Annotated in this window: 23 protein-coding genes and 1 pseudogene; 20 read left to right on the plus strand and 4 right to left on the minus strand. The window is 51.0% G+C overall.

Annotated elements, in window-relative coordinates:
* Window positions 1–168: 168 nt before the first annotated feature.
* From O1Q98_RS01345 to O1Q98_RS01410, 14 genes and pseudogenes are all read left to right on the plus strand, one after another.
* The gene (locus tag O1Q98_RS01345) at window positions 169–1251 is read left to right on the plus strand and encodes a hypothetical protein (RefSeq protein ID WP_240632756.1); all 1083 of its coding nucleotides are present in this window, start codon (window positions 169–171) and stop codon (window positions 1249–1251) included.
* A 59-nt stretch (window positions 1252–1310) separates the two neighbouring features.
* Window positions 1311–2536, plus strand: a pseudogene (locus tag O1Q98_RS01350) (N4-gp56 family major capsid protein).
* Between the two features lie 24 nt (window positions 2537–2560).
* Window positions 2561–2944, plus strand: coding sequence for a hypothetical protein (locus tag O1Q98_RS01355; RefSeq protein WP_125259444.1), 384 nt, complete (start codon window positions 2561–2563; stop codon window positions 2942–2944).
* 64 nt (window positions 2945–3008) lie between these two features.
* Window positions 3009–3446 (plus strand): hypothetical protein, encoded by a 438-nt coding sequence (locus tag O1Q98_RS01360; RefSeq protein ID WP_125259445.1) that lies wholly within the window; start codon window positions 3009–3011, stop codon window positions 3444–3446.
* Window positions 3446–4027: a hypothetical protein gene (locus O1Q98_RS01365; RefSeq protein WP_125259446.1), complete on the plus strand. Its 582-nt coding sequence runs from the start codon at window positions 3446–3448 to the stop codon at window positions 4025–4027. Before O1Q98_RS01360 ends, O1Q98_RS01365 begins: the two co-directional genes overlap by 1 nt.
* Complete coding sequence (locus tag O1Q98_RS01370) at window positions 4027–4686, plus strand: phage adaptor protein (protein WP_125259447.1); 660 nt, start codon at window positions 4027–4029, stop codon at window positions 4684–4686. The genes O1Q98_RS01365 and O1Q98_RS01370 overlap by 1 nt, the downstream gene beginning before the upstream one ends.
* Entirely contained in the window at window positions 4683–6005 is a 1323-nt protein-coding gene (locus O1Q98_RS01375; RefSeq protein WP_125259448.1) for a prophage tail fiber N-terminal domain-containing protein, read from the plus strand. Before O1Q98_RS01370 ends, O1Q98_RS01375 begins: the two co-directional genes overlap by 4 nt.
* Before the next feature lie 76 nt (window positions 6006–6081).
* A complete protein-coding gene (locus tag O1Q98_RS01380; RefSeq protein ID WP_125259449.1) occupies window positions 6082–7704 on the plus strand; it encodes a hypothetical protein in 1623 nt (540 codons plus the stop codon).
* Window positions 7701–9155, plus strand: coding sequence for a phage tail tip fiber protein (locus O1Q98_RS01385; RefSeq protein ID WP_164512986.1), 1455 nt, complete (start codon window positions 7701–7703; stop codon window positions 9153–9155). The genes O1Q98_RS01380 and O1Q98_RS01385 overlap by 4 nt, the downstream gene beginning before the upstream one ends.
* A gap of 25 nt (window positions 9156–9180) precedes the next feature.
* Window positions 9181–9540: a hypothetical protein gene (locus O1Q98_RS01390; RefSeq protein ID WP_240632757.1), complete on the plus strand. Its 360-nt coding sequence runs from the start codon at window positions 9181–9183 to the stop codon at window positions 9538–9540.
* Between the two features lie 8 nt (window positions 9541–9548).
* Window positions 9549–10223, plus strand: a complete 675-nt coding sequence (locus O1Q98_RS01395) for a hypothetical protein (RefSeq protein WP_125259451.1) — start codon at window positions 9549–9551, stop codon at window positions 10221–10223.
* A gap of 2 nt (window positions 10224–10225) precedes the next feature.
* Window positions 10226–10603, plus strand: a complete 378-nt coding sequence (locus tag O1Q98_RS01400) for a hypothetical protein (RefSeq protein ID WP_125259452.1) — start codon at window positions 10226–10228, stop codon at window positions 10601–10603.
* Window positions 10603–10896 carry a bacteriocin gene (locus tag O1Q98_RS01405; protein ID WP_125259453.1) on the plus strand — a complete coding sequence of 98 codons (294 nt, stop codon included), beginning with the start codon at window positions 10603–10605 and terminating at the stop codon, window positions 10894–10896. The genes O1Q98_RS01400 and O1Q98_RS01405 overlap by 1 nt, the downstream gene beginning before the upstream one ends.
* 11 nt (window positions 10897–10907) lie before the next feature.
* On the plus strand, window positions 10908–12311 hold the full coding sequence (locus tag O1Q98_RS01410; protein WP_125259454.1) for a hypothetical protein: 1404 nt from the start codon (window positions 10908–10910) through the stop codon (window positions 12309–12311).
* A 63-nt stretch (window positions 12312–12374) separates the two neighbouring features.
* On the opposite strand, the gene O1Q98_RS01415 is transcribed toward O1Q98_RS01410, so the two are convergent.
* The 3 genes from O1Q98_RS01415 to O1Q98_RS01425 are packed head-to-tail and all read right to left on the minus strand — an operon-like array spanning window position 12375 to window position 13560.
* Window positions 12375–12755 carry a hypothetical protein gene (locus O1Q98_RS01415; protein WP_125259455.1) on the minus strand — a complete coding sequence of 127 codons (381 nt, stop codon included), beginning with the start codon at window positions 12753–12755 and terminating at the stop codon, window positions 12375–12377.
* 14 nt (window positions 12756–12769) lie between these two features.
* Window positions 12770–13252: a hypothetical protein gene (locus O1Q98_RS01420; protein ID WP_125259456.1), complete on the minus strand. Its 483-nt coding sequence runs from the start codon at window positions 13250–13252 to the stop codon at window positions 12770–12772.
* 2 nt (window positions 13253–13254) lie between these two features.
* Window positions 13255–13560, minus strand: a complete 306-nt coding sequence (locus O1Q98_RS01425; RefSeq protein WP_125259457.1) for an Arc family DNA-binding protein — start codon at window positions 13558–13560, stop codon at window positions 13255–13257.
* A 113-nt stretch (window positions 13561–13673) separates the two neighbouring features.
* Here O1Q98_RS01425 and O1Q98_RS01430 point away from each other — a divergent pair, with 113 nt between their 5' ends.
* The 6 genes from O1Q98_RS01430 (at window position 13674) to O1Q98_RS01455 (ending at window position 23166) form a co-directional block, all read left to right on the plus strand.
* Window positions 13674–13844 carry an Arc family DNA-binding protein gene (locus O1Q98_RS01430; protein ID WP_125259458.1) on the plus strand — a complete coding sequence of 57 codons (171 nt, stop codon included), beginning with the start codon at window positions 13674–13676 and terminating at the stop codon, window positions 13842–13844.
* Complete coding sequence (locus tag O1Q98_RS01435) at window positions 13837–14739, plus strand: phage antirepressor KilAC domain-containing protein (RefSeq protein WP_240632758.1); 903 nt, start codon at window positions 13837–13839, stop codon at window positions 14737–14739. The genes O1Q98_RS01430 and O1Q98_RS01435 overlap by 8 nt, the downstream gene beginning before the upstream one ends.
* Window positions 14732–14929, plus strand: coding sequence for a hypothetical protein (locus tag O1Q98_RS01440; RefSeq protein ID WP_125259459.1), 198 nt, complete (start codon window positions 14732–14734; stop codon window positions 14927–14929). Before O1Q98_RS01435 ends, O1Q98_RS01440 begins: the two co-directional genes overlap by 8 nt.
* A 240-nt stretch (window positions 14930–15169) precedes the next feature.
* A complete protein-coding gene (locus tag O1Q98_RS01445) occupies window positions 15170–22144 on the plus strand; it encodes an LPD38 domain-containing protein (protein WP_125259460.1) in 6975 nt (2324 codons plus the stop codon).
* Window positions 22145–22159: 15 nt separating this feature from the next.
* Complete coding sequence (locus O1Q98_RS01450) at window positions 22160–22444, plus strand: hypothetical protein (protein ID WP_125259461.1); 285 nt, start codon at window positions 22160–22162, stop codon at window positions 22442–22444.
* Between the two features lie 2 nt (window positions 22445–22446).
* Window positions 22447–23166, plus strand: a complete 720-nt coding sequence (locus O1Q98_RS01455; RefSeq protein ID WP_125259462.1) for a hypothetical protein — start codon at window positions 22447–22449, stop codon at window positions 23164–23166.
* Window positions 23167–23177: 11 nt separating this feature from the next.
* On the opposite strand, the gene cor is transcribed toward O1Q98_RS01455, so the two are convergent.
* Window positions 23178–23420, minus strand: coding sequence for a phage exclusion lipoprotein Cor (gene cor, locus O1Q98_RS01460; protein ID WP_125259463.1), 243 nt, complete (start codon window positions 23418–23420; stop codon window positions 23178–23180).
* Window positions 23421–23473 lie beyond the last annotated feature (53 nt).

Genomic DNA, 23473 nt, shown 5'->3' on the forward strand with positions numbered 1-23473 from the left:
AAAAGCTGCTCCGGTTTTTTTATGCCACAAAATCAGCGCCCGCCATTCGGTGGGCGTTTTTGTTTGTGCGGGTAAGCGCCTTGGTGACAGGGCGCTGATTCGCACAGGCAGCGATACGCCTCAATCCCTCGGATCTATCCGACAAATAGACATGCAGGAGTCATAAACGTGGAACTCGATTTAACAGGTAATGAAACCCCGGAAGAACTGGAAGCACTGCTGGAAAAAATTGGCGAGGTGACTGTTGATGATAAAACCGCACCGGGAAACACGTCAGCAGCAGTCACTGATACTACAGTCACTGGTACTACAGGGGCGCAAACGGCGACAGTTCAGGCAGCGGCCAGTCAGCAAAATACGGGCGATAACGGTAGTAACACGCCGACGCCGGGCGTGGCTGTAGGGCAACAAAGTGCTGCTTCAGGTCAGGCGACTGACACAGAGCAAGCGACGGCGGCCAAAATCCTGCTCAGTAAGGACGGCAAACACGCTATTCCTTATGACGTGCTGGAAGCGGAACGCGCTGAAAAGCGTCGTCTGGCGGAAAGCAATCAGCGCACCGCAACTGAACTGGCAGAGGCCCAGCGCCAGCTTGAGGTGTTTAAGCGCCAGATTAATGCCGCTGGGTTGCAGCCTGCGCAATTACCTGAGAAATCGCAGATTACTCAGGAGCAGCTTGATGTTTTACGCGAGAGTTTTCCCGATGTTGCTAACGTCATCGATGTACTGGCGCAGAAAGTGGAACACTTGCAAGCCGTGCAACCAGTACCTGCTGTCACGCAATCTAATGAGAGTAATCCTGTGTCAATGGCGCTGGACGCTACACCGGATTTGAAAGCCTGGCAGAGTGATGACCCGGATCGTTTCACGCTGGCAATCCACATCGATGAAACGCTGAAGCACGACCCTGCATGGAAAGACAAGTCATTAACTGAGCGATTCGGTGAAGTCGTGAAGCGCACTCGTGCTGCCTACGGTGAAAGTGTTGAGAGTGCACCTCAACAGTCTGCGTCCGCAGGGCAGCCAGCACAATCGACTACCGCCGAGCTTCAGCAGAAAGCCGCAGATGTGCTGGCAAAGGCGACCGCCGCCGCACAGCTCCCGGCCTCACCGTCAGATGTCGGCCAGACTGCAACGCAATCTCCCTCGCTACTGGAGCAAGCCGCTAACGCCAGCCCGGAACAACTGCACGCCATGTTTTCCGGCATGACCGATGCGCAGATTGAAGCGTTACTGGAACAAGCCATCTGACGAACACCGTAATCCTGTAACCCGCCATCGTGCGGGTTTTTCATTTTTAGGGAATCAACATGACAACAATCACTTCTTCTCAGGCGAATAAGCTGATGCAGGTCGCGCTGTTTACCGCAGCCAACCGCAATCGCTCGTTCGTTAATATCATGACCGAACAACAGGAGGCACCCAAGGCGGTAACGCCGGATCAAAAAGGCGTGAAGCAAACCAGTTACACGGCTCCGGTGGTGCGCATTACCGATTTGCAAAAGCAGAAAGGCGATGAGGTGGACATGCAAATCGTCCACAAGCTGTCAAAGCTCCCGACCATGGGCGATGAGAAGCTGGCTGGCCGTGGTGAAAACCTCGCATTTGCTGACTTCTCACTCAAAATCAATCAGGGCCGCCACCTGGTAGATGCCGGCGGCAAGATGAGCGAGCAGCGTTTCAAGCACAACCTGAACAAGACCGCGCGTGTTTTGCTCGGGACTTACTTCAACGATCTGCAAGACCAGTGCGCTACGGTTCATCTGGCTGGCGCACGCGGTGATTTCATTGCCGATGACACCATTTTAAGCCGCTGGCCGGTCACAGTGAATTCGGCAAAATCATGATCAACGATGTGCTGCCGCCAACCTATGACCGCCACTTCTTCGCCGGTGATGCCACCAGTTTTGAAGGGCTGGACGCTGCCGACCTGTTTACGTTAGGTGTGGTTGATAACCTGTCACTGTTTATCGATGAGATGGCGCACCCGATTCAGCCGATCAAAATGTCGAAAGACGAGATGGCGAATGAAGACCCGTATTATGTGCTGAACGTGACGCCGCGCCAGTGGAATGACTGGTACACCTCAACATCTGGTAAGGACTGGCAGGCCATGCTGTCGCGTGCAGTCCAGCGCTCCAAGGGCTTCGATCACCCGCTTTTCAAGGGGGAGTGTGCTATGTGGCGCAACATTCTGGTACGCAAATACACCGGGATGCCTGTGCGTTTCAATACCGGTTCGCAGGTTGCGGTATCCAACAATGACCTGGCGGCAACGGTTGCGCTGAAAGAAGCGAAAACCACCATCGACCGTGCGCTGCTGCTGGGCGGTCAGGCGCTGGCGAACGCCTACGGTTCGGGTGAGGACGGCGGCCACTTCGGTTACAACGAAGAGAAGGTGGATCACGGCAACGGCACCGAGGTCTCTATCCGCTGGGTTAACGGGCTGAAAAAAATCCGCTTCAAGCAGAAAGACGGTCGCATCAACGACCACGGCATTATCGTGGTTGACTCTGCGATTACCACGCCTCGCTAACTACTCATTTTTTGGAGAGATGATATGGCAATAATTAAGTCGCCCTCGTTGCGTGATGCTATTTATCAGGGGGCCGGTGGGAATTTCTCTATCGCAGAGAGCCAGGTGGTTCTGAAAGCCGCCGCTATCAATGATATTGTCGAGCTGCTTGAAATGCCGATCGGTATGCGCATTTACGGCGTTGATGTTATCAGTGACGCACTGGGTGCAAACGTAACGGTAGAAATCAAAAGCGGTGACAAGGTGTTGGTTGGCGCGGCGGCACATTCGGCGGCGGTTGCGAAATCGGTGCCTGTCGCCCCCTACAGCACGGCAACCGACGGTGAGAAGATCACCGCAACTATCGCTGGTGCTGCCGCTACCGGCAATTTGACTGTCCTCGTCAAGTACACCGTCGTTGGCTACTAATCCCTGTTACCCCATAACCAAACCCGCTGCAATGGCGGGTTTTCTGTTTTAAGGAGTTGATTTTATGGCGGATACCATTTCGCTTGTGTACATCGGCAGTAAAGAAAAGAAGTGCGATACCATAACCAATAGTCGGCTAATTTTTCCGCGCCTTGTCCCGGTTGATGTTGATAGCGCGATTGCCCACCAGTTGCTCGCGTTTCCTACAGTGTGGGTACGGGAGTCAGATGCTGGCGCAGCGCTTAAACAACATGAAGAGGAAGAGGCGCTAAAGACAGCGCGGATGGCCGAAGAGCTGGCGCGGTTGCAAGCTGAGGCCGAGGCCAACAGTTGGGTAGTGGCGGTCGGGAATGATGATGTTGACCTGGCGAAACTGACCACTGTTCAATTGAAAACATTGGTTGAAGCGGAAGATCTCGATTTGAAACAGGGCGCGCAGGAAAAAGCTGATGAATTCCGCGTTCGCGTTCGTGATGCCATCAAAGCAAGGGCCGCAGAGTAATGGCCGCGCTTGACGCTTTTCTCCCGGCGGTTCGCAAGCACATTACCGGCCCACTGGATATCATGATGCGGCAATCAATCCGCGAGGCGGCGATCGCCTTTTGCCGGGAATCACTGATCTGCCGTGACACTGTGCTGCTGACGAATGTGCAGCCTGGCATTGCGTATCCGCTAACCGAGAGCCCGCTGGTGAAATGCGTCAAGCGTTTGCTCATAACCAATCTAAGCAACCCTGACACACCCAGTGAATTGGATGCTGGCACCGATTTTACGGTGATTTCTGCCAATCATCTGGTATTCAACCACGCATATAGCCGTGTTTCCGCTCTGTTTGCGGTAGAGCCCCGACGTGATGCTGATGCAGTGCCTGACGCGCTGGCTGATGATTATACTGACGTGGTGGCGGCGGGTGCGCTGGAGGACTTGTATATTATGCCTGGGCAACCATGGAGCGATCCGCAGCGTGCCGCCTATTTCCGCGCTATTTTTACCGACGGATATCGCCGTGCTTACCGCGATGCTCTGGATAATTCCCCTGTTACCGGTTTTCAAAACCCGGTACGCCGACACGAATTCTACTGATGATCACAATCAATGATGTTATTGGCCGGGCTAATGCCCAGCTAGTTGATGCGCACTGGCTACGCTGGTCGAAATCTGAGTTGTTGGATTACTTCAATGATGCGATTAACGCGGTCATTATCATCCGCCCGGATGCTGGCGCATCGGTAGAGGCCTTTGCCTGTCAACCGGGCACGCGGCAGCAATTACCTGATGGCGCGCTTCGTCTTTTAGATGTCATACGCATTGTTGGTGGGCGAGCCATTCAGGCGATTCCGCGCCATGTGCTCGACTATCAGTATCCAGACTGGCATACCCTGTCTGGGCCGATTGAGCGTTATTGTTATGATGAGCAAACCCCGCGCACGTTTTATCTGTTCCCCGGTGCCACATCAGGTGTTTCGCTTGAGATTAGCGTGTCGCGCTTACCTCCGGCAGCCATCATTAGTGACTTAAGAGCCGATGTTAACAGGATATTTCCCCTTGATGAGCTCTATATCAATCCGGTGCTGGAATGGATTTTGTTTCGGGCATACGGCAAAGACAGCGAAAACGGCAACTACGCTATGTTGTCCTCTCAACATTACCAAACATTTGTCGATCTGCTGGGTGTTAAGGCACAGACCGATCAGGCAATAGGACAGAAAAAACAGGTGCAATCTGGCGGGGGAGCACAATGAGCATATTGATAAGCGGCGTGTTGATTGACCCGGCTGGCGTGGTTATCCCTGGTGCTGAAATCACCTTCACCGCCTTAACAAATGGGCGTTCTGTACTAAATGGTTTTTCCGCATCCGCTACGACCAATGGTCGTGGTGAATACGCCATCTCACTCGAATTGTGTGATTATTCCATCTCAGTTCAGTACGCGGGTAATAACGCCGTTTACGGCTCGGTGTCTATCAACAAGGATACCACGCCGACAACCATTAACGACTTGCTGGAAAAAACGAGGCTGGAGCAAGCCGTTACGCCGCAAATTATTGTCTATTTCCGCGAGATTCAGGCAGATGTTAATCAGAAGCTCTCTGCCGCATCCAACGCAGCATCATCGGCGGCGAATAGCGCGAATGCATCGGCGGCATCAGCGGCGTCAGCATTGCAAGCCGCAAACAATGCAAGTAGTACAGCGGGTATCGCATCCAACGCAGCATCATCGGCAGCCGGTAGTGCAGCAACGGCTCAAAAATCTGCCACGCAGGCTGAGGTGTGGGCAAAAACAATTGATGTGTCGAATTTTGCACAAAAAGATGGCACAGGAATTAATGCTGCCAGTTTTCGCAATAATTTAGGATTGGGGAATAGCTCAACACGTAATGTGGGGACATCAAGTGGGACAGTTGCTGCTGGTGACGATGCTCGTCTGGGAACAATAGGCGGTCGAAGCGGTGGAGCGGTAATAGGAGAGGTTATCGCCGGTGGCGCATCTCCTGCATCAACCCCAGTGGCGGGAACATACAGCAACGGGGTAGCGGTGGGATCGAGATTTTTATCTGGAGTGTATAGTGACGTGTCATTTTTCATCTATCCGCAGGTTGTTCAGCAAGCAGCGGCGGCGGCAAAGACGGGAATACTCCAACTGAGTCACGACAACACGTATGTGGCCTGGATGTTTAATAGCTCGGGTGTAGCGACTGGCGCATCGTGGTCTCCAACATCTGATGAACGGTTAAAAAATCTGGATGGCCCGATCACCGAGCCACTGCAAAAAATGCGGCGGATGCGCGGCCAGACATGGACATGGAAAACAAACGGCGCGTTCGGTATCGGGATTACTGCACAAGATATTCAGCGCGTATTTCCTGAGGCCGTAATTGAAACAAACGATGTTAAATTACCGAACGGCGATGTTGTGGAGCGGGCTCTATCCCCAGATACGTATGGCGTAGCAGCTGCGCTGCATCACGAGGCGATACTGGCGCTGGCTGACAAAATCAATGAGCAAGAAAGTTTAATTGAAGCGCTATCGGTACGGTTGTCTGAATTGGATGCACGCTAAATTCCCCAAAGATACCAAGCCTCGCCTGACAGCGAGGCTTTTTGTTTCCTCCTCGCACCAACACCAAGGCTTTAGCATGGCAACCATTGATATCACAGCGATGCGTGGTGAAATGCCGCGCATTGTCGAACACCTATTGCCTGATGCCAACTCAACGTTAGCGCAAGGCTGCCATTTCAGGCATGGCGTTATCACCCCTATGCTGGATGATGTCGATCAACAGAAGAGTTTCGCCATCAAGCCGGAAACGCTCTTTCGTTACCGTGACAATTTTTGGTTTGCCTGGAATAAGGCTGTTGACGTGATACGCAGCCCGGTGGCGAATGATGATTATGGGCGTGTTTATTACACGGATGGCGATTTTCCGAAAGTGACCAGCGCGTTAATCGCCACAAAGGGTGGTGGAAATTATCCGGCTGCGTTTTTTCGCCTTGGCATTCCCGTGCCTGCCAATCCGATTGCGGTCGGTGCGGTAACACCACCAGCAGGTGTTGGCAGTAATGATCCGAAAGATGATGAAACGCGTTATTACACCGAGACGTATGTAACCGCATACGGCGAAGAAGGGCCGCCGGGCCCCGCATCGGCTGAATTGACGATCGCCTATTCGGGGAGCTCGGTGGAGTTACGGCTACAACCACCCGGCCAGCAAAACCACAACATCACCAAGCGGCGGATATACCGATCCGCGACGAGTAGCGAGTCGGCTGATTTTTTGCTGGTTGCGGAATTGGATATTGCTGTGGCGACATTCATCGATAGTTTGTCTGAATCCCAACTTAGCGCATCATTAGAAACCTACGGCCATAACATGCCCCCAGATGGCATGATTGGCCTGTGTATGATGTCGAACGGCATAGCCGCCGGGTTCATGGGTAATCAGGTGATGTTCAGTGAGGCATATCTACCATACGCATGGAAGGATGCGAACAAGCAAACAACGCGAGATGAGATCGTTGCAATCACGCCAGTGGGTACAACGCTTATCGTGGGCACGAAAGGGATACCGTATGTGTTCTCGGGGATCACGCCATCCAATATCACGTCCAGCCACTCCCTGATCGCGCTGTCCTGTGTATCGCGCAAAAGTATGGTCACAATGGACGGCTTTGCCTTATATGCTTCGCCCAACGGACTGGTTTCAATCAGCGCCGACGGGGCCGCCGCGATCGCCACCGCAAATATCATAGAAGCGAAACAGTGGCGGCAGCGCTTTAACCCGGCGTCTATCCGGGCGTGGCGGGTGGAAAATGAGTATTTTGCTCTGTATGACACGGATTCCGGTGTTGCCGGGTTCATCTTCGACCCGGTAAATATGGATATTCGCTATGTGGCGACATCATTCGATGCAGCCTATAACGATGAATCGGGCGATACGCTCTACATCACTAAAGGCCGCCAGCTTTATACCTTAAATACGGGCGTGCCGGTGAATTTCCGTTGGCGATCCAAGCTGTTCCTTGCGCCATCAAATACCTCATTTTCGTGCCTGCGTGTGATGAGCGATATCCTGCCATCCATCGGTGTGATTCTGTATGCCGATAAGAAAGTGGTGATGCAATTGCCGCCGGGCAGCCTGAAGGAAACATTGCTGAAATTACCGCCAATGCGGGGCAAGCGCTGGCAGATAGAAGTGTACGGTAACGCGCCAGTCGATCGCATTACACTGACAACGTCAATGCAGGAGATGCCAGCATGAGCAGCACCAAATTCAGGGCCGGCAGAGACCAGGCTGCGGTTGTTGAAAATATTGAAACGCTAACGGGGCAGCGCGGTGATGGACGAAACCGGGCGGTTACGTATGGTGATTTGGCAGGGCTTGGTCTGGCGAATCTGCGCCAACTGGGTGGCGGCAAAGTCGCATTATCACCAGGCAATGGGCCCGGCGGCTCAGGCTCGGGGGGCGGAGTGCAGAAGCCAACTAAACCGACAGGTTTCAAAGCGACCGGTGGGTTTGCTTATGTCTTGCTTGAATGGGATATGCCGAATTATCGTGGCCGGTCATTAACCGAAATATACCGATCGCCTGATGATAATTTGGCTGACGCGGTGCTCGTTGCCAGCTCGGCAGCTGGTGTATACGGCGACCCGGTAGACCCCGGATGGAGTGGTTATTACTGGGTTCGCCATGTCAATTCTGAAGGCGACCCCGGCCCATTCAACGATGTTAAAGGGACTCACGCGCAAACGCATCCCGACCCTGCTGTGATTATTGATGTTATTCGCGATCAGTTAAATGCCTCGCCATTGATAGAAAATCTGTCGCGAAGCATGGAAGAAAATAAAGCTGCCGTTCAGACAAACAAAGAAATTATCTCACGAATAGATAAAAACGGGTCGGCCGCATATCAATCATTGTGGAATACCAAAGCACAGGCGGGTGATATAAAGGCGGGTATTGGCATTGTTGCAGGTCGTGATGCGAACGGTAATACAATCAGTCAGGTTGCCGTGGCCGCCAGTCAGTTTTTTATTTTCGACCCTAATAACCCGAATGACAAAAATACATACGCTATTCCGTTCGCTGTTTCAGATGGCAAGGTTGTGATTGATGAGGCCGTGATGCGAACTGCGGTTATAAAAATACTGGCCGCCCAGAGCATTATTGCCGATAGCGTGAGGGCGGGTATTCAAATTGTGTCGCCGTACATTAAAACGGCACGAATAGAGAGTGGTAATTTTAATGTTGACCCGAACGGTAATATGACGGCTAAAAACGCCAAGATTGAAGGTGAAATAACTGCCACATCAGGATCATTCACGGGGACGGTTTATGCCAATGATGGCGTTTTTCGCGGCACTGTTTATGCAACAAATGGTGTGTTTAGGGGAAAGGTTTATGTTGAGGATTTAGAGGGTGATATCGTTAAACCAATAATTCATAACGTTGGTTCAGTAACAGTAATTCCCGCACAACCGTTTAAAAGAACAATATTTTCATCTCCTGTTGTTTTGGCAACGAATGCCCAGAATGGTGCAGTGAATATTTATTTTAATGGCTCAAATGTAATGGCTGCTGTCGCGGGAAGTGCGAGCAATAACAACACAATGGCAACAGGGGTTATCCAAGAAAATGAAACGCTGACAATAACAAGCGACAGATGGCAGAACGCGCCGTCTCAAATAGTGTTTACGGTTATGAAATTTTAAAACTCTCAATAAAATGAAAAAAGAATTGGCGAAAATAATTCATCAGGTGGGTATAGATACCAATGATGAACATCTCATTGAGAAAATCCAAAACGCCTGCCGTAAAAAGCAGGCGTTTTGCTTTGGTACGGAGGATACGCGGATTGTCCTCAGGCCCCGGAGTTACCACGGTATTCCGTATGTGGTGGTGTGGTTGGGTGTCAGCACCAAAAAAGATGCGCTCGCGTATTGGCTGCCCCATGTTCAGGAACTCACTCGTATGGTTGGCGGGCGCTGGGCTGAATTCTATACGGTCAGGAAGGGGTTTATCCGGGTGGCGCAGCGGCTGGGTTTTGAGCGGTTGCCAGACGAGTTTGGGCTGATGAAATTCAAAATTGCGGTATGAGGTGAAGCATGGGTAAAGGGGGCGGTGGTAGCACCGAAGTCAAAGAAACAACGCAACAGATGGCTGCGGCAGAGGTGGCCAGCAAGCAATGGAATTTGTATCAAAATGAACTGAAGCCTTATGAAAATTTGTTCATGGAGAAAGTGGATTCCCTAAATGACGGGCAGAAGTACGGAAATATCGCAGGGGATGTCAATCTTGGCTATCAGCAGGAATTCGCGCGAACGCGCCGGCAGGCCGCTGACGGCCTGGCATCCGTTGGGGTTGATCCGAGTAGCGGGAAATTTCAGTCAGCACTGAAAGATATTACCACTGACCAGGTGGCGGGAACGATTGACGCAACTAACCGGGCACAAACCGATCAGCAAAATAAGTATGTTGCTGGGTTGCAGGATGTTCAGGCGATGGGATCGGGGCAGAAGGCCGAAGCATTGCAGGGGTATCAGGGGATCGCAGCGGCATCGCAGCAGAAGGCGATTTCTGATGCGCAGAGCGCACTATCTAAACAGCAGGCCAGCAAAGGGCTAATTGGCACGGTTGGCGGCGCGCTGGTGAGCAAAGGGTTATCCAGTTTTCCGGCAAAAACACCCACAACCACATTAAGCAGTGGTAACTCCAGTGGCGTATTTGGTGTTTCGGATGTGCCTTTTATGAGCTCGAATTTTAGAAATGTAGGTGGTTAATCATGGGCGTAGCGTCAGACACATTCGCAGATATTACGCGCAAACAGTACGACGACTGGATGCAGCGTTACTACCCTAAGCTGCAAGGGTTGATGGAGCTATCAACCAGTGGGCAGTTGATGAATAACCAATTGGCCAGGGCGGATGCCACACAACAGCAGGCGCTAAACACAGCAACAGTTGGCACGGCCAATCAGCAGGCTCGCTATGGCGCAACGCAGCAGAATGGCACGGATAATAGCCTGGGGCTAAAAACAGCGCTGGCAACGGCGGGTGCCAAGAACGGTATTCGGGATGCAGAAACCGATCGGCAGATGAGCATTTTAACCGGCGGCTCCACTGGGCTTCGTGAGCTTCTCAAAATCGGGAGTGAAACATAATGGGATATGGACTGATAGATATCGCAGCGCAGACACGCCAGCAAGGAATGCAAGGTATGCAGCAAGCCGCTGAACAGGAACAGCAGCGTGAAGCAGCGAATGAGCAGTTAAAAGCCCAGCAAAAGGCAGCAGCAAACCAAACGAAAGGTGCGATGGCTGGAATGGGGGCGGCGGGCGGTGCAGCGTTGGGCTCAACGGCGGCGGCTGGCGCAGCAATGGGGTCATTTGCTCCCGGCATTGGTACCGCAATTGGTGCAGCGGTTGGTTTGTTGGCTGGCTCATTATTTTCATAATTGGGGGATTTATGGCGGATGTGCGGGGATTGGCTGATGGTTTTCTGGCCGGGTTTAACACGATGGACAGTGCGCTACAGCGCAGAGAGGAATCAGAGTTACGTCGCTTACAAATGCAACAGCAACAACAGAACGCCGATCGCAGCTTTGGATTGGCGCAACAGCAATTTGATTACGGAAAGGAAACTGATAAACGGAATTTTGAAAGACAGACTGGTCTGGATAAAGAGGATGCGCGCCGTTTTGGATTGAATCAAGCGCTGGAGCAACAGAGACTGGGCATTCAGCGTGCCGGGGTAGGCATACAGGCGCAGGAGCTGGGGCTACGTCACTTACAAATGCAAATGCAACAACAGAATGCCGATCGCAGCTTTGGATTGGCACAACAGAAATTTGATTACCAGCGAACAGAAAGGGATCGTCAGCTCCGAATGAACGAACAAATGCCAACCGTTCAGGCATTCTATGATCGGCTGAAAACCAACAATGGCCAATGGGATGAGGATGCATTACGTCTGGCCGGGCAAATCTCAGATGATAATCCGTACAGCCCCACGCGATTCATTGGTCCGGACAAAATCCAGACTGTTCGCGACATGAATAAAATCATGCCACAGGTGATGAGCGGGCAGGTGGATTACAATGATCCCCAATTCGTCAGTGTGGCTGATAAGGTTCTGGCACCGTACATCAAACGTGGGCTAGGTGAGAAAGACCCCAGCACGGGGAAAACCATTAAGGACAAGGAATTGGCCCATATTGGGCTCACTGAGGATGGAAAAGGCATTTTCCTGTCCGTGAATACCAAATTTGATGATGGTTCAGTTTCAAAAATGAAGCCAATGACGCGATATGCCTCATCAGATCCGCAGGATAATGTTGTGGTTATCCCTCTTGATAAGGCTATGGCACAATTCAGAGGTTATGGGCAGATGGTGGGAGCGATAAACAGCGACCCGTCAACGGCACAATTCATGAATCGTCTGGTAAACGGCAGTTCTAAGCAAGATCGAGCGGAAGCAAAGGAATATCGCACCCAGGCCATTAACTCACAAAAAGAACGTGCGAAAGCACTGGCTAAAGACCCCGATAATGCCTCAACAATTAATACCCAGTTTGACAAGCTGGATGACCAGATTGCTGAGTCATTTGGGCAAAAAACCAAGAATAGAACGGCCCCAGCCTTACAGCAATGGGCGGGTAATGATCCCGGTAAAGTGGCGTTTGCGCAGAAAGCGTTATCTGCCGGCGCGTTTACAGGTGATATAAACCCTGCACAACTGGATACGAAATATGCTGAATATCAAAAAGGCGTCTCGGTAACACCTAATACTCAGAATAACCAGCCAAAAAACAATGACAGCTACACGGCTCAATATTTGCGAGGAATGCAGAAGGTAGAGCAAGGTAAATAGATGCCAGTAAATAAAATAGGACGTCTTCTTGATTACATAGGCGCAGTGTTGCGCCTAATGAAATTATTTTACTATAGTAACGGCATCACCAATACACTTCACTGATGCCCAGCAGTTGTTTATCCAGTCTGTATCGGAGTTTTTCTGACATATAGTATTTACTACAGCATCAGCGTTTAGCATTGCTGCTTTTATTTTTACACCTTCAAGCGCTTCAGATTCAGAGATGTCCGGCGCTTGATATTTATTTCGGTTGCAAGATAGACCATCAACAGCTTTTATGGTTTTGGCATTAGGTGATAGAGGGTTATTTTTGTATACGGGCATATTGATGGCTTTGCTGCGTTGCTCCCCTGATAAATATTCTATACGTGGATTTGATGCGCAAGCTGATAGTGTTAATGCTGAAATAATAATTAATGGTATTTTAAAAAAATTATTCATTTAAAAATTCCTTTTCATAGCCTAATTTTTGAGTATACGTTTTCTACCGTACAATTATTTCCATTTTCAAAAATCAACTCTCCGCCTAAACCTTGAGTTTTTAATATGGCATCGTCTGATAATGCAAGTTCAATACACATAGATGTTTGTATAAAATAATCGGTGCCCCAAATACTATACCAATTATCATTTTCGTGACTGACTTTTACTTTGTAAGCTCCATTTTTCATATTGCTTTTCCCATAAACTCCAGAGACATCACATGAATCATGGCTATCTACGAATATAAGTTTCTCATCGTATGCATTGGTTCGTAGGTAAGCATTCTCTGAATATGCATAGACATAACAGTATTTTGTCTGGACAATAATGTTTTTTCCATCAATACGATAAATATTACTATCTTTTCGAGTGACAGAAATTTCATATGTTTCAGCTAAAGATAATGAGGATACAAAGATAGCGAGCAAAATGAAAATGCTTTTAATTGGGTGCATAACTAATCCTTTTTGTCTATTTTCTTCTCAATATTATTTAGTTTTTCAAATACAGCACGCAAAAAATCTTGTGATGAATGTGCAGGATCTGGTCGACCTTCTACCCTAGGATCGGTGACTATAAAATCAAGGGTATGATCAATGTGGTCGCTTGTGGTGTTCGCTTTAAGCGCTTCTTCCAAGATCATGATGATTTCCGTATTCATAGACCGCCCATTGCGTTTGGCTCGTTCAGCTATGGCATCCCGCATACCATCTGGAAACCGTAAGTTGAATTTGTCCTGTAACTGACTTGGATACTTAGCCATTGAAAACCCCATGATACTCTTTGACATCATAATAGTGGGTACTTGACACCCCCATCAATGGTGTTAAGCTGGCCCTATAGTGGCAACTAAACACCAACAAAGAGGAAGTTAACATGAGCAACGTGCTATACACAGGTCCTAAGAACAGCGCGCTCACTTTGCGCTTGCCGGAGCAGATGAAGAAAGAACTTAAAGCGAGGGCTGACAATGACGGCTTATCTATCAACTCAGCGATAGTGCAACGTCTGGCACACAGCCTGAGAAAAGAGAAAGCCAATGATTAGTAAAAATAGCGAAGCCCTAGCGGCGGCAACCGTCAGGGCTTCTGATTTGTCCAATCCCCACAAGGAAATAGACATGAACAGTCTAACAGCAAAAGTATCAACAAGCACAGTCCCCATGATCGCCGGTGTTCAAATCACCACTGATGCAGAAGGGCGGTTCAATTTGAATGCACTTCATCGTGCGAGTAGCACAGGAAAAGATAAGGCCCCCAGCGAATGGCTACGCCGCAGTAGCACAAAAGAGCTGATCGAGCAGCTAACCGTAAATTTACGGTTAGGTCAAAACTCAATCGGTGAGCTAAGTGCAAATTTGTCGGTAGGTCAAGAAGTAGTCAAGACAGTGAAAGGGGGCGCTGCTCCCGGCACTTTCGCCCACGAACTCCTTGCCATTGAATATGCTGGCTGGATTTCTCCTGCGTTCCGCTTGCAGGTGAACCAGACCTTCATTGATTTTCGCACAGGGAAGCTCACGCCGGTTATTGACCCGATGCAGGCACTGAACGATCCGGCGACGATGCGCGAGTTGCTCTTAAACTATTCCGAAACAGTGATAGCCCTCAAGGGAGCGGTTGAAACACTTACCCCGAAAGCAGAGGCTCTTGATCGCATTGCTACCAAATCTGAAGGCAGCATGTGCATCACTGATGCGGCCAAGCATTTGCAGTTACAGCCAAAGCAAGCCTTTAAGGTTCTGTCTCAGAATCACTGGATCTATAAACGTGCGGGTGGGAAATCATGGCTCGGTTATCAGGACAAGATTCAGCGTGGATTACTGGAGCACAAAATTACAACTGTTTCCCGTAGTGATGGTAGTGAAAAGGTGGTGGAGCAGGTTCTGATCACCGCTAAGGGGTTGACGCAGCTATCCAAGATTATTGGAGGTGCTCATGCATAGCACGTTGCCGCTGGATTTAGCCGCGCATAAAGCAGGGCAATTATCATCGTTGTTCGACATTATCTTGAAGATGGTTGAAGAAGAGAAGGTTTCACCCCAGTTGTCCGCATTGATCGGTATTGTAGGCGATTCGTTTGGAGAGATTCGCCTTGCGCTGGATGCGGAGGTGTCTGATGAACCTAGGAGCTGAGATAACACTGAGTAGCCTTCGTGGGTTACTCGATCTACTAACAAACATCGATAATGACGTAAATCCGGAAACAATACGCCGTACTGCATTGCTGGGCCTGATGCTAATTTCAGAACTTGAAGATGGGCTCCAACACAGCAATGTACTTCCCCTAAGCGCCAATACGCGCTAAATTCCCCAAAGATACCAAGCCTCGCCTAAACAGCGGGGCTTTTTTTATGCCTGAATTCTGGAGTGACAATGGCCTACGATCCACAGCAGTTACAGCAGCAGCGCCCTGAACAGCAAACGGCGAACAATAACCGGCAGGGACTGAATATTCAGCAACCCGGTGAGCTATCCGATTTCGATCGCCAGTTCTTTTCTCCTGAAAACTGGAACAAAAAGCCGGTCGAAGCCAGTGTGACACTTGGCGATATTGGAAAGGCGGCGATTGCCGCACCACTGGATATGGTGGCTGCCGGTGGCGAGTTGTTCAGAGCAGGCAACCAGCTTCTCGATGATAAAGCAGATGCTCAGGCGCGGGAGTACCAAAAACAATATGGCATTGATGACCAAACCATGGCGGTTATGCGCCAGACTGCGGGAAACCCGTTATCCCGTGCGGGCAGTGCCATTATTCAGGGCGTCGGCAGCCTGGCTGGCGCTGCGTCACAGAAGATCAAAGACTCCTACAGTGACGGAGCAAAAAAAGCGGCCTCTCTGGATTTTGTCAGCACAGAACGGAACAAGGAAGGCAATATTACCGGGTTGCGTGCCGGAGAAGGGCTGTTCGATAAGGATACCTGGCTTATCAATGCCGTGCCGACCATCGCGCAATTGATTAGCGGTGGAGCCATGTCAAAGGTTGGGGCCAGCGCTGCGCGAGAGATGGCGGAGCGCGCGGCTTTTAATCGTCTCAGCAAATCCATGCCGGAAGAGGCGGCCCGTCAGTTAGCAAAGGAAACGGCCGATCGTGCGGCGGCCGTTGCAGGTAAAAGCACTTTTGTTGGCACCATGGCGGGGTCTGCTCAGGGGCAGGGCGGCATTGACATGCGCAGTGAGATCAATGCCCTGTCATTCGATGAGCTTACGCAAAGCAAGACATTTCAGCAGGCGTTTTCAGACGTTGATTCTGATCCGCAGAATGCCAGGTTGGATGATACGCAGAAATTGACGCTCGCGCGCAACATGGTAGCCGATCGCGCGGCTACGGCGGTGACGGCAGACCCACGACTGCTGGCGGTAAATATTGCTGCTTCCACCCTCGGCGATCACACCCTGCTGTCGTTATTGACGAAGAAGGGGGCGGCCAGTGGCGTGGTATCGGGTGTTGCGGCTGGCGCTCTCTCTGAAGGGGCGACTGAATTTGCGCAAGGCGCTGGGCAGCGTTATGTACAAAACCAACAGCTGATCGACACCGCCGGGCAGAAAATCGACCCGATGAAAGACGTGCTGGAGGTCGGTGCCAACAATGCCGTTGTAGGGGTGGGTATGGGTGGTGCCATTGGCGCAGTTGGGGGGATGCGAGGGAATCACGCTAATCCATCGCCCGATAGCGCGGTAGATACGCCGGAATGGAAAGCATCCCATCAGGAGGGAAATCAGGATAATGGTTCTTCTATCCCGGTAGTGAAAATGGGGGATGATACGCCCCCTCCTGGGTATACCGGTGAATGGCGTGATGGCGGCCCGGTTATCTCCGTAACAGAGGGGGCGGCGCAACCAGCATTGTCACCCTATGAAGAAGCGAAGCAGCGATATGCAACACAAGATCGTGCTGCCATGCTGCGGGAGTATGCCAGTGCGGATTTGACCAATAACAGTGAATTGAAACGGGCGGCGAGCGAACGACTCGATGAACTGGATCAGCATGACAGAATTGCTCAAAAGGTAGAGGCATTCAAGCAACAGTCGGATGATGACCTGTTGACGACATACCGCAAATTGAATGAAAACCCTCAGCGTTCTGACGAAGAGCAATTGCAGCATGAGGCTGTACGCACCGTGCTTTCAGAGCGTCTCGGTATTGATGCCAAAGGAAAGCCACAGCCTGCGCCCCAGCCCCTCCATCAGCAGTCTGCACCTGAAGTGGAATCGCTGCAATCAGCCACACCAGATAATCAATCACCAAATGGCATTTCCTCTGGGCGTGTGGACGCATTCCGTGATACGCCGGCGTATCTGCGCCAAGACTCACGCATTCAGGGGTTCGCTGACGATAGTAATGTCCAGCGTGCGCTGGCAGAGCAGCGACACGCGCCATCGGCTGAAGAACTTATTAGCCAACAGATGGAGCAGGGCGATCAGGGGTATACGCCAGAAGAGCAGGCTATTCTGGAACGGGCTGAAAAAATCCGGGCTGCACGCACACCTCGACTGCCAGCCCCCGGGCAAACATCTGTTATCGCCATGCCCGGGGAGCTTCACCCGATGATGAGCGATGAACGTGCTGCGGGCAGCGGGCCGCAGTTCGATGCCGGGCGGCAGGTGCGCGGACAGTCTTTTATTCCCGCCGAACGCCCACAGGTGGGCAATGAGGTGGGGCGAGCCAGCCAAATCTATGACAGCGAGACGGTGCCGACTCATGCTATTGAGGATAAAGGCATCATTTTTTCTGGTTCGCCGACAATCGACGAGGGGCAGACGGCGCAACCGCCACAGTTTACCGCCGGTGAAACGCGCACTCAGCGCAAGACGCGAGAGTTTACTGAGGCGATGGGTGGCAATAATCAAACTGCGTTGCCCGATCAGCGCCACCGTGTTGCGGGTGTGCCTGTCGATGCGACAACGGAAGCCTATGCGCGCGGCGAACCTGTCGGTGAATTGAAGTTCTATACGAAAAGTCGCCCCTTCACGAGTGAACATCTGGCCCGTCACTCAAAGTGGGGGAAAATGCCAGGTGCCACGGTCGAAGAGGTCGAGGGGGGTTATGCGGTACGGCTTCCTGCTCCAGAATATGGACAACAAGGAAAGGCTGCCGGTTTCGGAGAGGAACCGCGTGGTACCACACAGAATAGCGGTAAGTCGGCAAAGATTGAGGTGTTTCGTCGTCAGGCCGATGGGCAGGTGTTCTTAGGGTATAAAGACAGCACGCGGATATTACCGTTAAAAGCCGGGTTTAAAGACAGCGCAGAGGCGCGGGCCTATCTGAAAGATAATCGTGCCGAGTTGGACGAAAAGCTGGATAAGCTACGCAAGACCCTCAACGACAACGCCCCCAAAAGTGAGGGCGTTGCTGCTTCTGGGGCCGATATTGGCGGCGGCAACATTATTCACGATGGCAGTTTCAGTAGAGACGGGCACAAACCGGAAACTGGAATGCTGCGCGACCGGGTGCAACTGGCCTCCGATCTGTTCGTCTCTCACCTGAACGGCGCAGCCAAAATCAAAGTGAAGGCGGTGCAAACGCAGGCCGAAGCAGCGGCCATGATGCCAAACGGCATCCCGGCGGAGTTTGGCACTGTCCATGCTATCTATCAGCCAGAACTCAGCCGGGTGATCGTCATCGCCGACAACATTGCAGGCCCGCGTGAGCTGCGCGCCAAGCTGCGCCATGAAATCATCGCCCATCATGGACTGGCATCAGTGATTGGTGATGTGGAGTATGACCGCATCATGCGGGTGCTGCACCAGACGCGTGACAGCAAGAACAAAACGATTCAAGAGGTATGGCACCAGGTGGAACGCTCCTACAGCAATGAATCGCTGGAGGAGCAGGCCAATGAATTTCTGGCGCATATGGCAGAGCGCAGCGAGCTTACCGGGCTTGGTGGCATGTGGGATCGCTTTATCTTACTCCTGACCACCGGGCTTCGAAAAGCAGGCGTAATCAGCCATGCCGACATCACGCCGGCGGAAATCCGCAATATCTTGCGTACCATCACTGGCCGCTTTAAGAAAACAGCGATGTATGCCAATGAGAAGCCCGGCACGCGCGAGTTTGAGGATACGTTTTCACACACTGATGCGCTGTATTCGAAAGCAGACGACACCGATCCGCTGCGACCACTGCCGGAAGAGGCAGAGCGCTACCGATCTGAATTGGATAAGGTGATGCGGTCGCTACGGTCTGGAGACATGACTATTACCATGGGTAGAACTCCGCCGGTGCTGCGTGCGCTGGGCGCGCCCAATTTAAATATGGTGATCTCGCGTGACACAGTGCGCAAGGCGACTAATGGCGTGAAGCACGACGTGCCAATAGAGGTGATTGAACGATTGCCGGAACTGATGCATGACCCACTGGCAGTATATCGTTCTCGAACAGAAGATAATGCGATTGTAGCATTGTTGGAAGCTAATGATGCCAATGGTGATCCGGTTGTATCCGCTGTGCATATGAACGCAAGGCAGGATCGTTTGGAGGTGAATCGTATCGCGTCTGTTTATGGTTCTGAGGATGGGAAAAAGGTAAGAGTTATGGAGAGTGACGGGTTAACTCTGTATCGCCGAGAAAAACAAAACCCTGAATGGCTTCGTTCCAGAGGGCTCCAATTGCCCAAGGAGAACACCGTTCAGGGTTCAGAACCTCAATCCAGTACGACCCAAGGGCTCCAATTGCCCAAGCGTGGTTCACCGGACCAAGGCTCAAGTCAAAATATACTCTCATCCGCCGATATCCGCAAGAACAAGGCCCTGTACTCACGCACCGGCAACCCGATAATGGATGCCGAAACCAGCCGCAAAATGGGCTTTAACGTTGATAAAGGTTGGTTTGATAAAGCCAAGGACTTCTACCAGATGTCTGCCGACAGCGATCGGACGGAACTGAAACAGTGGTGGCGCGAAACCTTCCGTAAACTAAACACCCGCACCTTTGATGGCCTGGCACCGCTGAAATACGCTGAAGACGCGGCGGGGGATTTTGACGCCAGTGTGTCCGGTTATACCGCCGCTCGCATGGCGGCCGGGGCTGGGGCGGTTTCTGGCGTGGTGTGGGAACACGGTTTAGTGCGGTACAACAAAAAAGAGGGCGTTACCGAGCGTATCCCGGGAACGGGCAAAGCCGATTCATTGATGGGGATATTCGACGCATTGGGCAACCAGCGCGAAAATTTCCTGAAGTGGATAGCCGGGCACCGCTCTGAACGGTTGATGGCGGAGGGGCGTGAAAACAACTTCACGGCAGACGAAATTGCGTACATGAAAACCCTGAATCGGGGTAACGAAACGTTGTTTGCCGATCAGAAACGCAAATATGATGCCTTTATCAAGTCGATTCTGGATCTGCAACAGGACATGGGGTTGATTGATCCTGAAAGCCGGGCGACGTGGGAGGATGCCTGGTATCTGCCGTATTTCCGTGAAGCGGAGAACGGCGAGACACACGGCCCCTGGACGACACGCGGCGTGGCCAACCAAAGCAGCACGGTGCGCAAGTTAAAAGGCAGCGAGTTGACTATCAAAGACCCGATTGAAAACCTGTTCAACTATGTGGCGAAATCGGTCGATGCCTCGATGAAAAACGAGGCGATGCGCCGGTCAGTGGTGAATCTGGCGGATACCGGCGTCGTTGAGGTGATCGAGAAACCGAACAAAATAGATTACGAACGCATCGGGAAAAATGTGGTGAAAGTGTACGTTGATGGGCAGGAGCAGCTGGTGCAGGTCAATGATCCAGACCTCTATCGTGCTTTCACCATGATTGATATGGAGCGTAGCAACTCCGTGTTCATGAAAGCGGCGCGCCAGGCTAAACGGGTGTTGACTATCGGCACGACGGCGATGCCGGACTTCATTTTGCGCAACTTTATGCGCGACTCCCTGCATTCCTGGGCCATCAATAAAGATGGTTTTCGTGCCGTGACATCCTCGTTGCAGGGGCTACGCAAAGCACTGGCCACGGATGACACGCTGGTGGACATGATGGCCGCTGGCGCTACGTTTGGCGGCGGTTATCTTAACGTTTACGATCCGGCAGGGTCGGCAGCCAACATCCGCAAAGTGCTACGCCGCAAAGGATACAGCGACAGCCAGATGCGTGAATTCGAATCGACGCTGGTACGCAGCGGCAAGGATGTACTGGATAAGCTGGAGAAAGGCTGGGAGTGGTACAAGGGAAAAGGTGAGGCTGTGGAAAATGCTAACCGCGTAGCCACCTATGATGCCGCATTAAAATCCGGCAAAAGTAAGGCACAGGCGGCGTTTGAAGCGCGCGACTTGATGGACTTCAGCATGATGGGCTCCAGCAAATTAATTATCGGTTTAACCGACATGGTGCCATTTTTGAATGCGCGCTTGCAGGGGATGAGTAAGCTTGGCAGAGCGATAAAGGACGGCCCACGAGAGGTGTTGAAGCGAGGGGGGTATATCGCTGGCTTGTCTTTAGCTCTTCTGGCGCTGAACTGGGACGATAAGCGCTATAAAGAACTGCCGGACTGGGATAAAGATGCCTATTGGCATTTCTTTTTAGGTGATCAACACGTTCGTTTCCCTAAGCCCTTTGAAATAGGCCTAATGTTTGGCACAACGCCGGAGCGTTTCGTGCGTATGCTGGGCGGTGAAGATTCCCCCGGTAAGTTCGGCAAAGTCATCGCGCGAAATTTTCTTGAAACGATGGCATTCAACCCCATCCCACAGGTGGTGAAGCCGATGGCAGAAGCCTATGTGAATTATGACTTCTTCCGTGGCGGCCCCATTGAGAGCATGGCAGACAGTAACCTGATTGCTGCCGCGCGCTACAATGACCAAACCAGTTTGCTGATGCGTGAAATCGGTGCGGCGACCGGGTTATCCCCCAAAATGCTCGACCATATTGTTCAGGGCTACACTGGCACGCTAGGGGCGTATGTGTTGGGGGCAACCAATATTGTTGCGCGACAGTTCAGTGATGCCGGCGAAACGCCAGCACTGCGGCTGGATGAATTGCCGGTTATCAAATCGTTTCTGCGCGGCTCTGACCCTGCCAAATCAACGCAATTCGCCGATGATTTCTATCGCATGATGAACCAGGCCAATCAGATCAGCCGCACGATTAATGCCTATCGGGAACAAGGGCGTAAGGACGATGCCAGCACCCTGAAGACCGAAAGTGCCGGGCTGTTATCAAAACGGAAAATGATGACAGAAACACAGAAAGCGGTTCGCCAACTGAATGATCGTATCGAGATGGTGCGAATTGATCGCACACTATCGGCAGACGAGAAGCGAGAGCGCATTAACCGCATGATGGCCCAGCGAAATACACTCTATCAGCAGGCAGTAGAAAGAGTGAATCCGTATTTTGACCGATGAAGGTGGGGAAATGGCGTGGCAGTTTTTATCATCAGGGATGCGGCGGGTAATGTTGTTCTGGATCTGTCAAATAGCATTACAAAAACATTGGGATATTTTACGGTTGAACCGGGAATATCTCAGTCTATCACCGTCCCGGATCTTTATGGCGGACGACTGTGGGTGTCTGTCTCGGCAGAGCAAATAAAATTCGATATTGGCGTTTGGAGCACGCCTCCCTCGGCGGTAATTAACGGGAATACCATCACAGTGGCGACAACCAGGGATGTTCGTTGTTTCTGTGTTTACGGGATTTATTAATAATGGCATTTGTTCGGGTTGTAAACGACAGCGGTGTAACGCTTATCGATTCTGAGGTGTTTAATTTATATTTATCTCAGAAAGGGCAATTAACTATGAATTGGGATGTGAATATTGGTGATTGCATGGTCATAACCTATAATGCAAAATCCAATCTCCCGCCGTTGTTGGCAATATCCTGTTCCAGTCATCACTCTTCACTGCTTTCGGTTAAGAAAAATGGGAATGTATATACCTATACTATTATCTATGTTGATTCATCATCTGTTAATTCAACGGTGATTGGTGACTATTATATTTTTGATGCCGGGACATTAACGAGGTCTGGTACAGGTGGGTTAATAATCAGAAATAAGGATGGTTATGTTACGTTTGACAGTGATAATCAATACTTGCGAATACATTCAGTAGAGAATTATGCCCCATCAGGCTGGGAGGAATTATCTGGGCCGATGGGTGCAGATTCTGTCAGAGGGTTGCCAGTGGGGAGGCGGTTTGCGGCAGTCACGAACAAGGTAGGGTATGTTTACACAGAAAGAGTTAATGGCGGCGAAGTTATGTCAACATGGTACTATGACGGGGTAAGAATAGCGAGTATAGGAGGAAATATGTCACGACATATGGAACTCTATCAGCAGTCACTGTATGAAAGCGGAGGAGCTAATCAAACGCGAAATAGCTCCGACTCACAGTATATGATCGTGGATGTTACGGGATACTGATAAACCATTTATTACTGCGAAAATCTGTTCTCACAGTCTGATAAATTTTTGAATTTGCTTCCTTCAACCCATGTATATTTAAATGCATCACCAACCAAATACTCTGGCTGTTTAAAGCCTGCTCTTTTTTCATATATTGGCTGGTCGTATATATGCCTGCCTATTTCTATTTTTCCCCAGCAGGTGGGGGGCTTTGGCGGGGTACATGCAGAGGTTAGTAAAATAACAGGAATCAAGTGAAATAGTTTATTCATATTAGTTACCTTGTAAATTATTATATCCCTAATAAAAATCAGTATGAGTTGCT

This window comes from Dickeya lacustris (genome assembly GCF_029635795.1).
Lineage (GTDB): Bacteria > Pseudomonadota > Gammaproteobacteria > Enterobacterales > Enterobacteriaceae > Dickeya > Dickeya lacustris.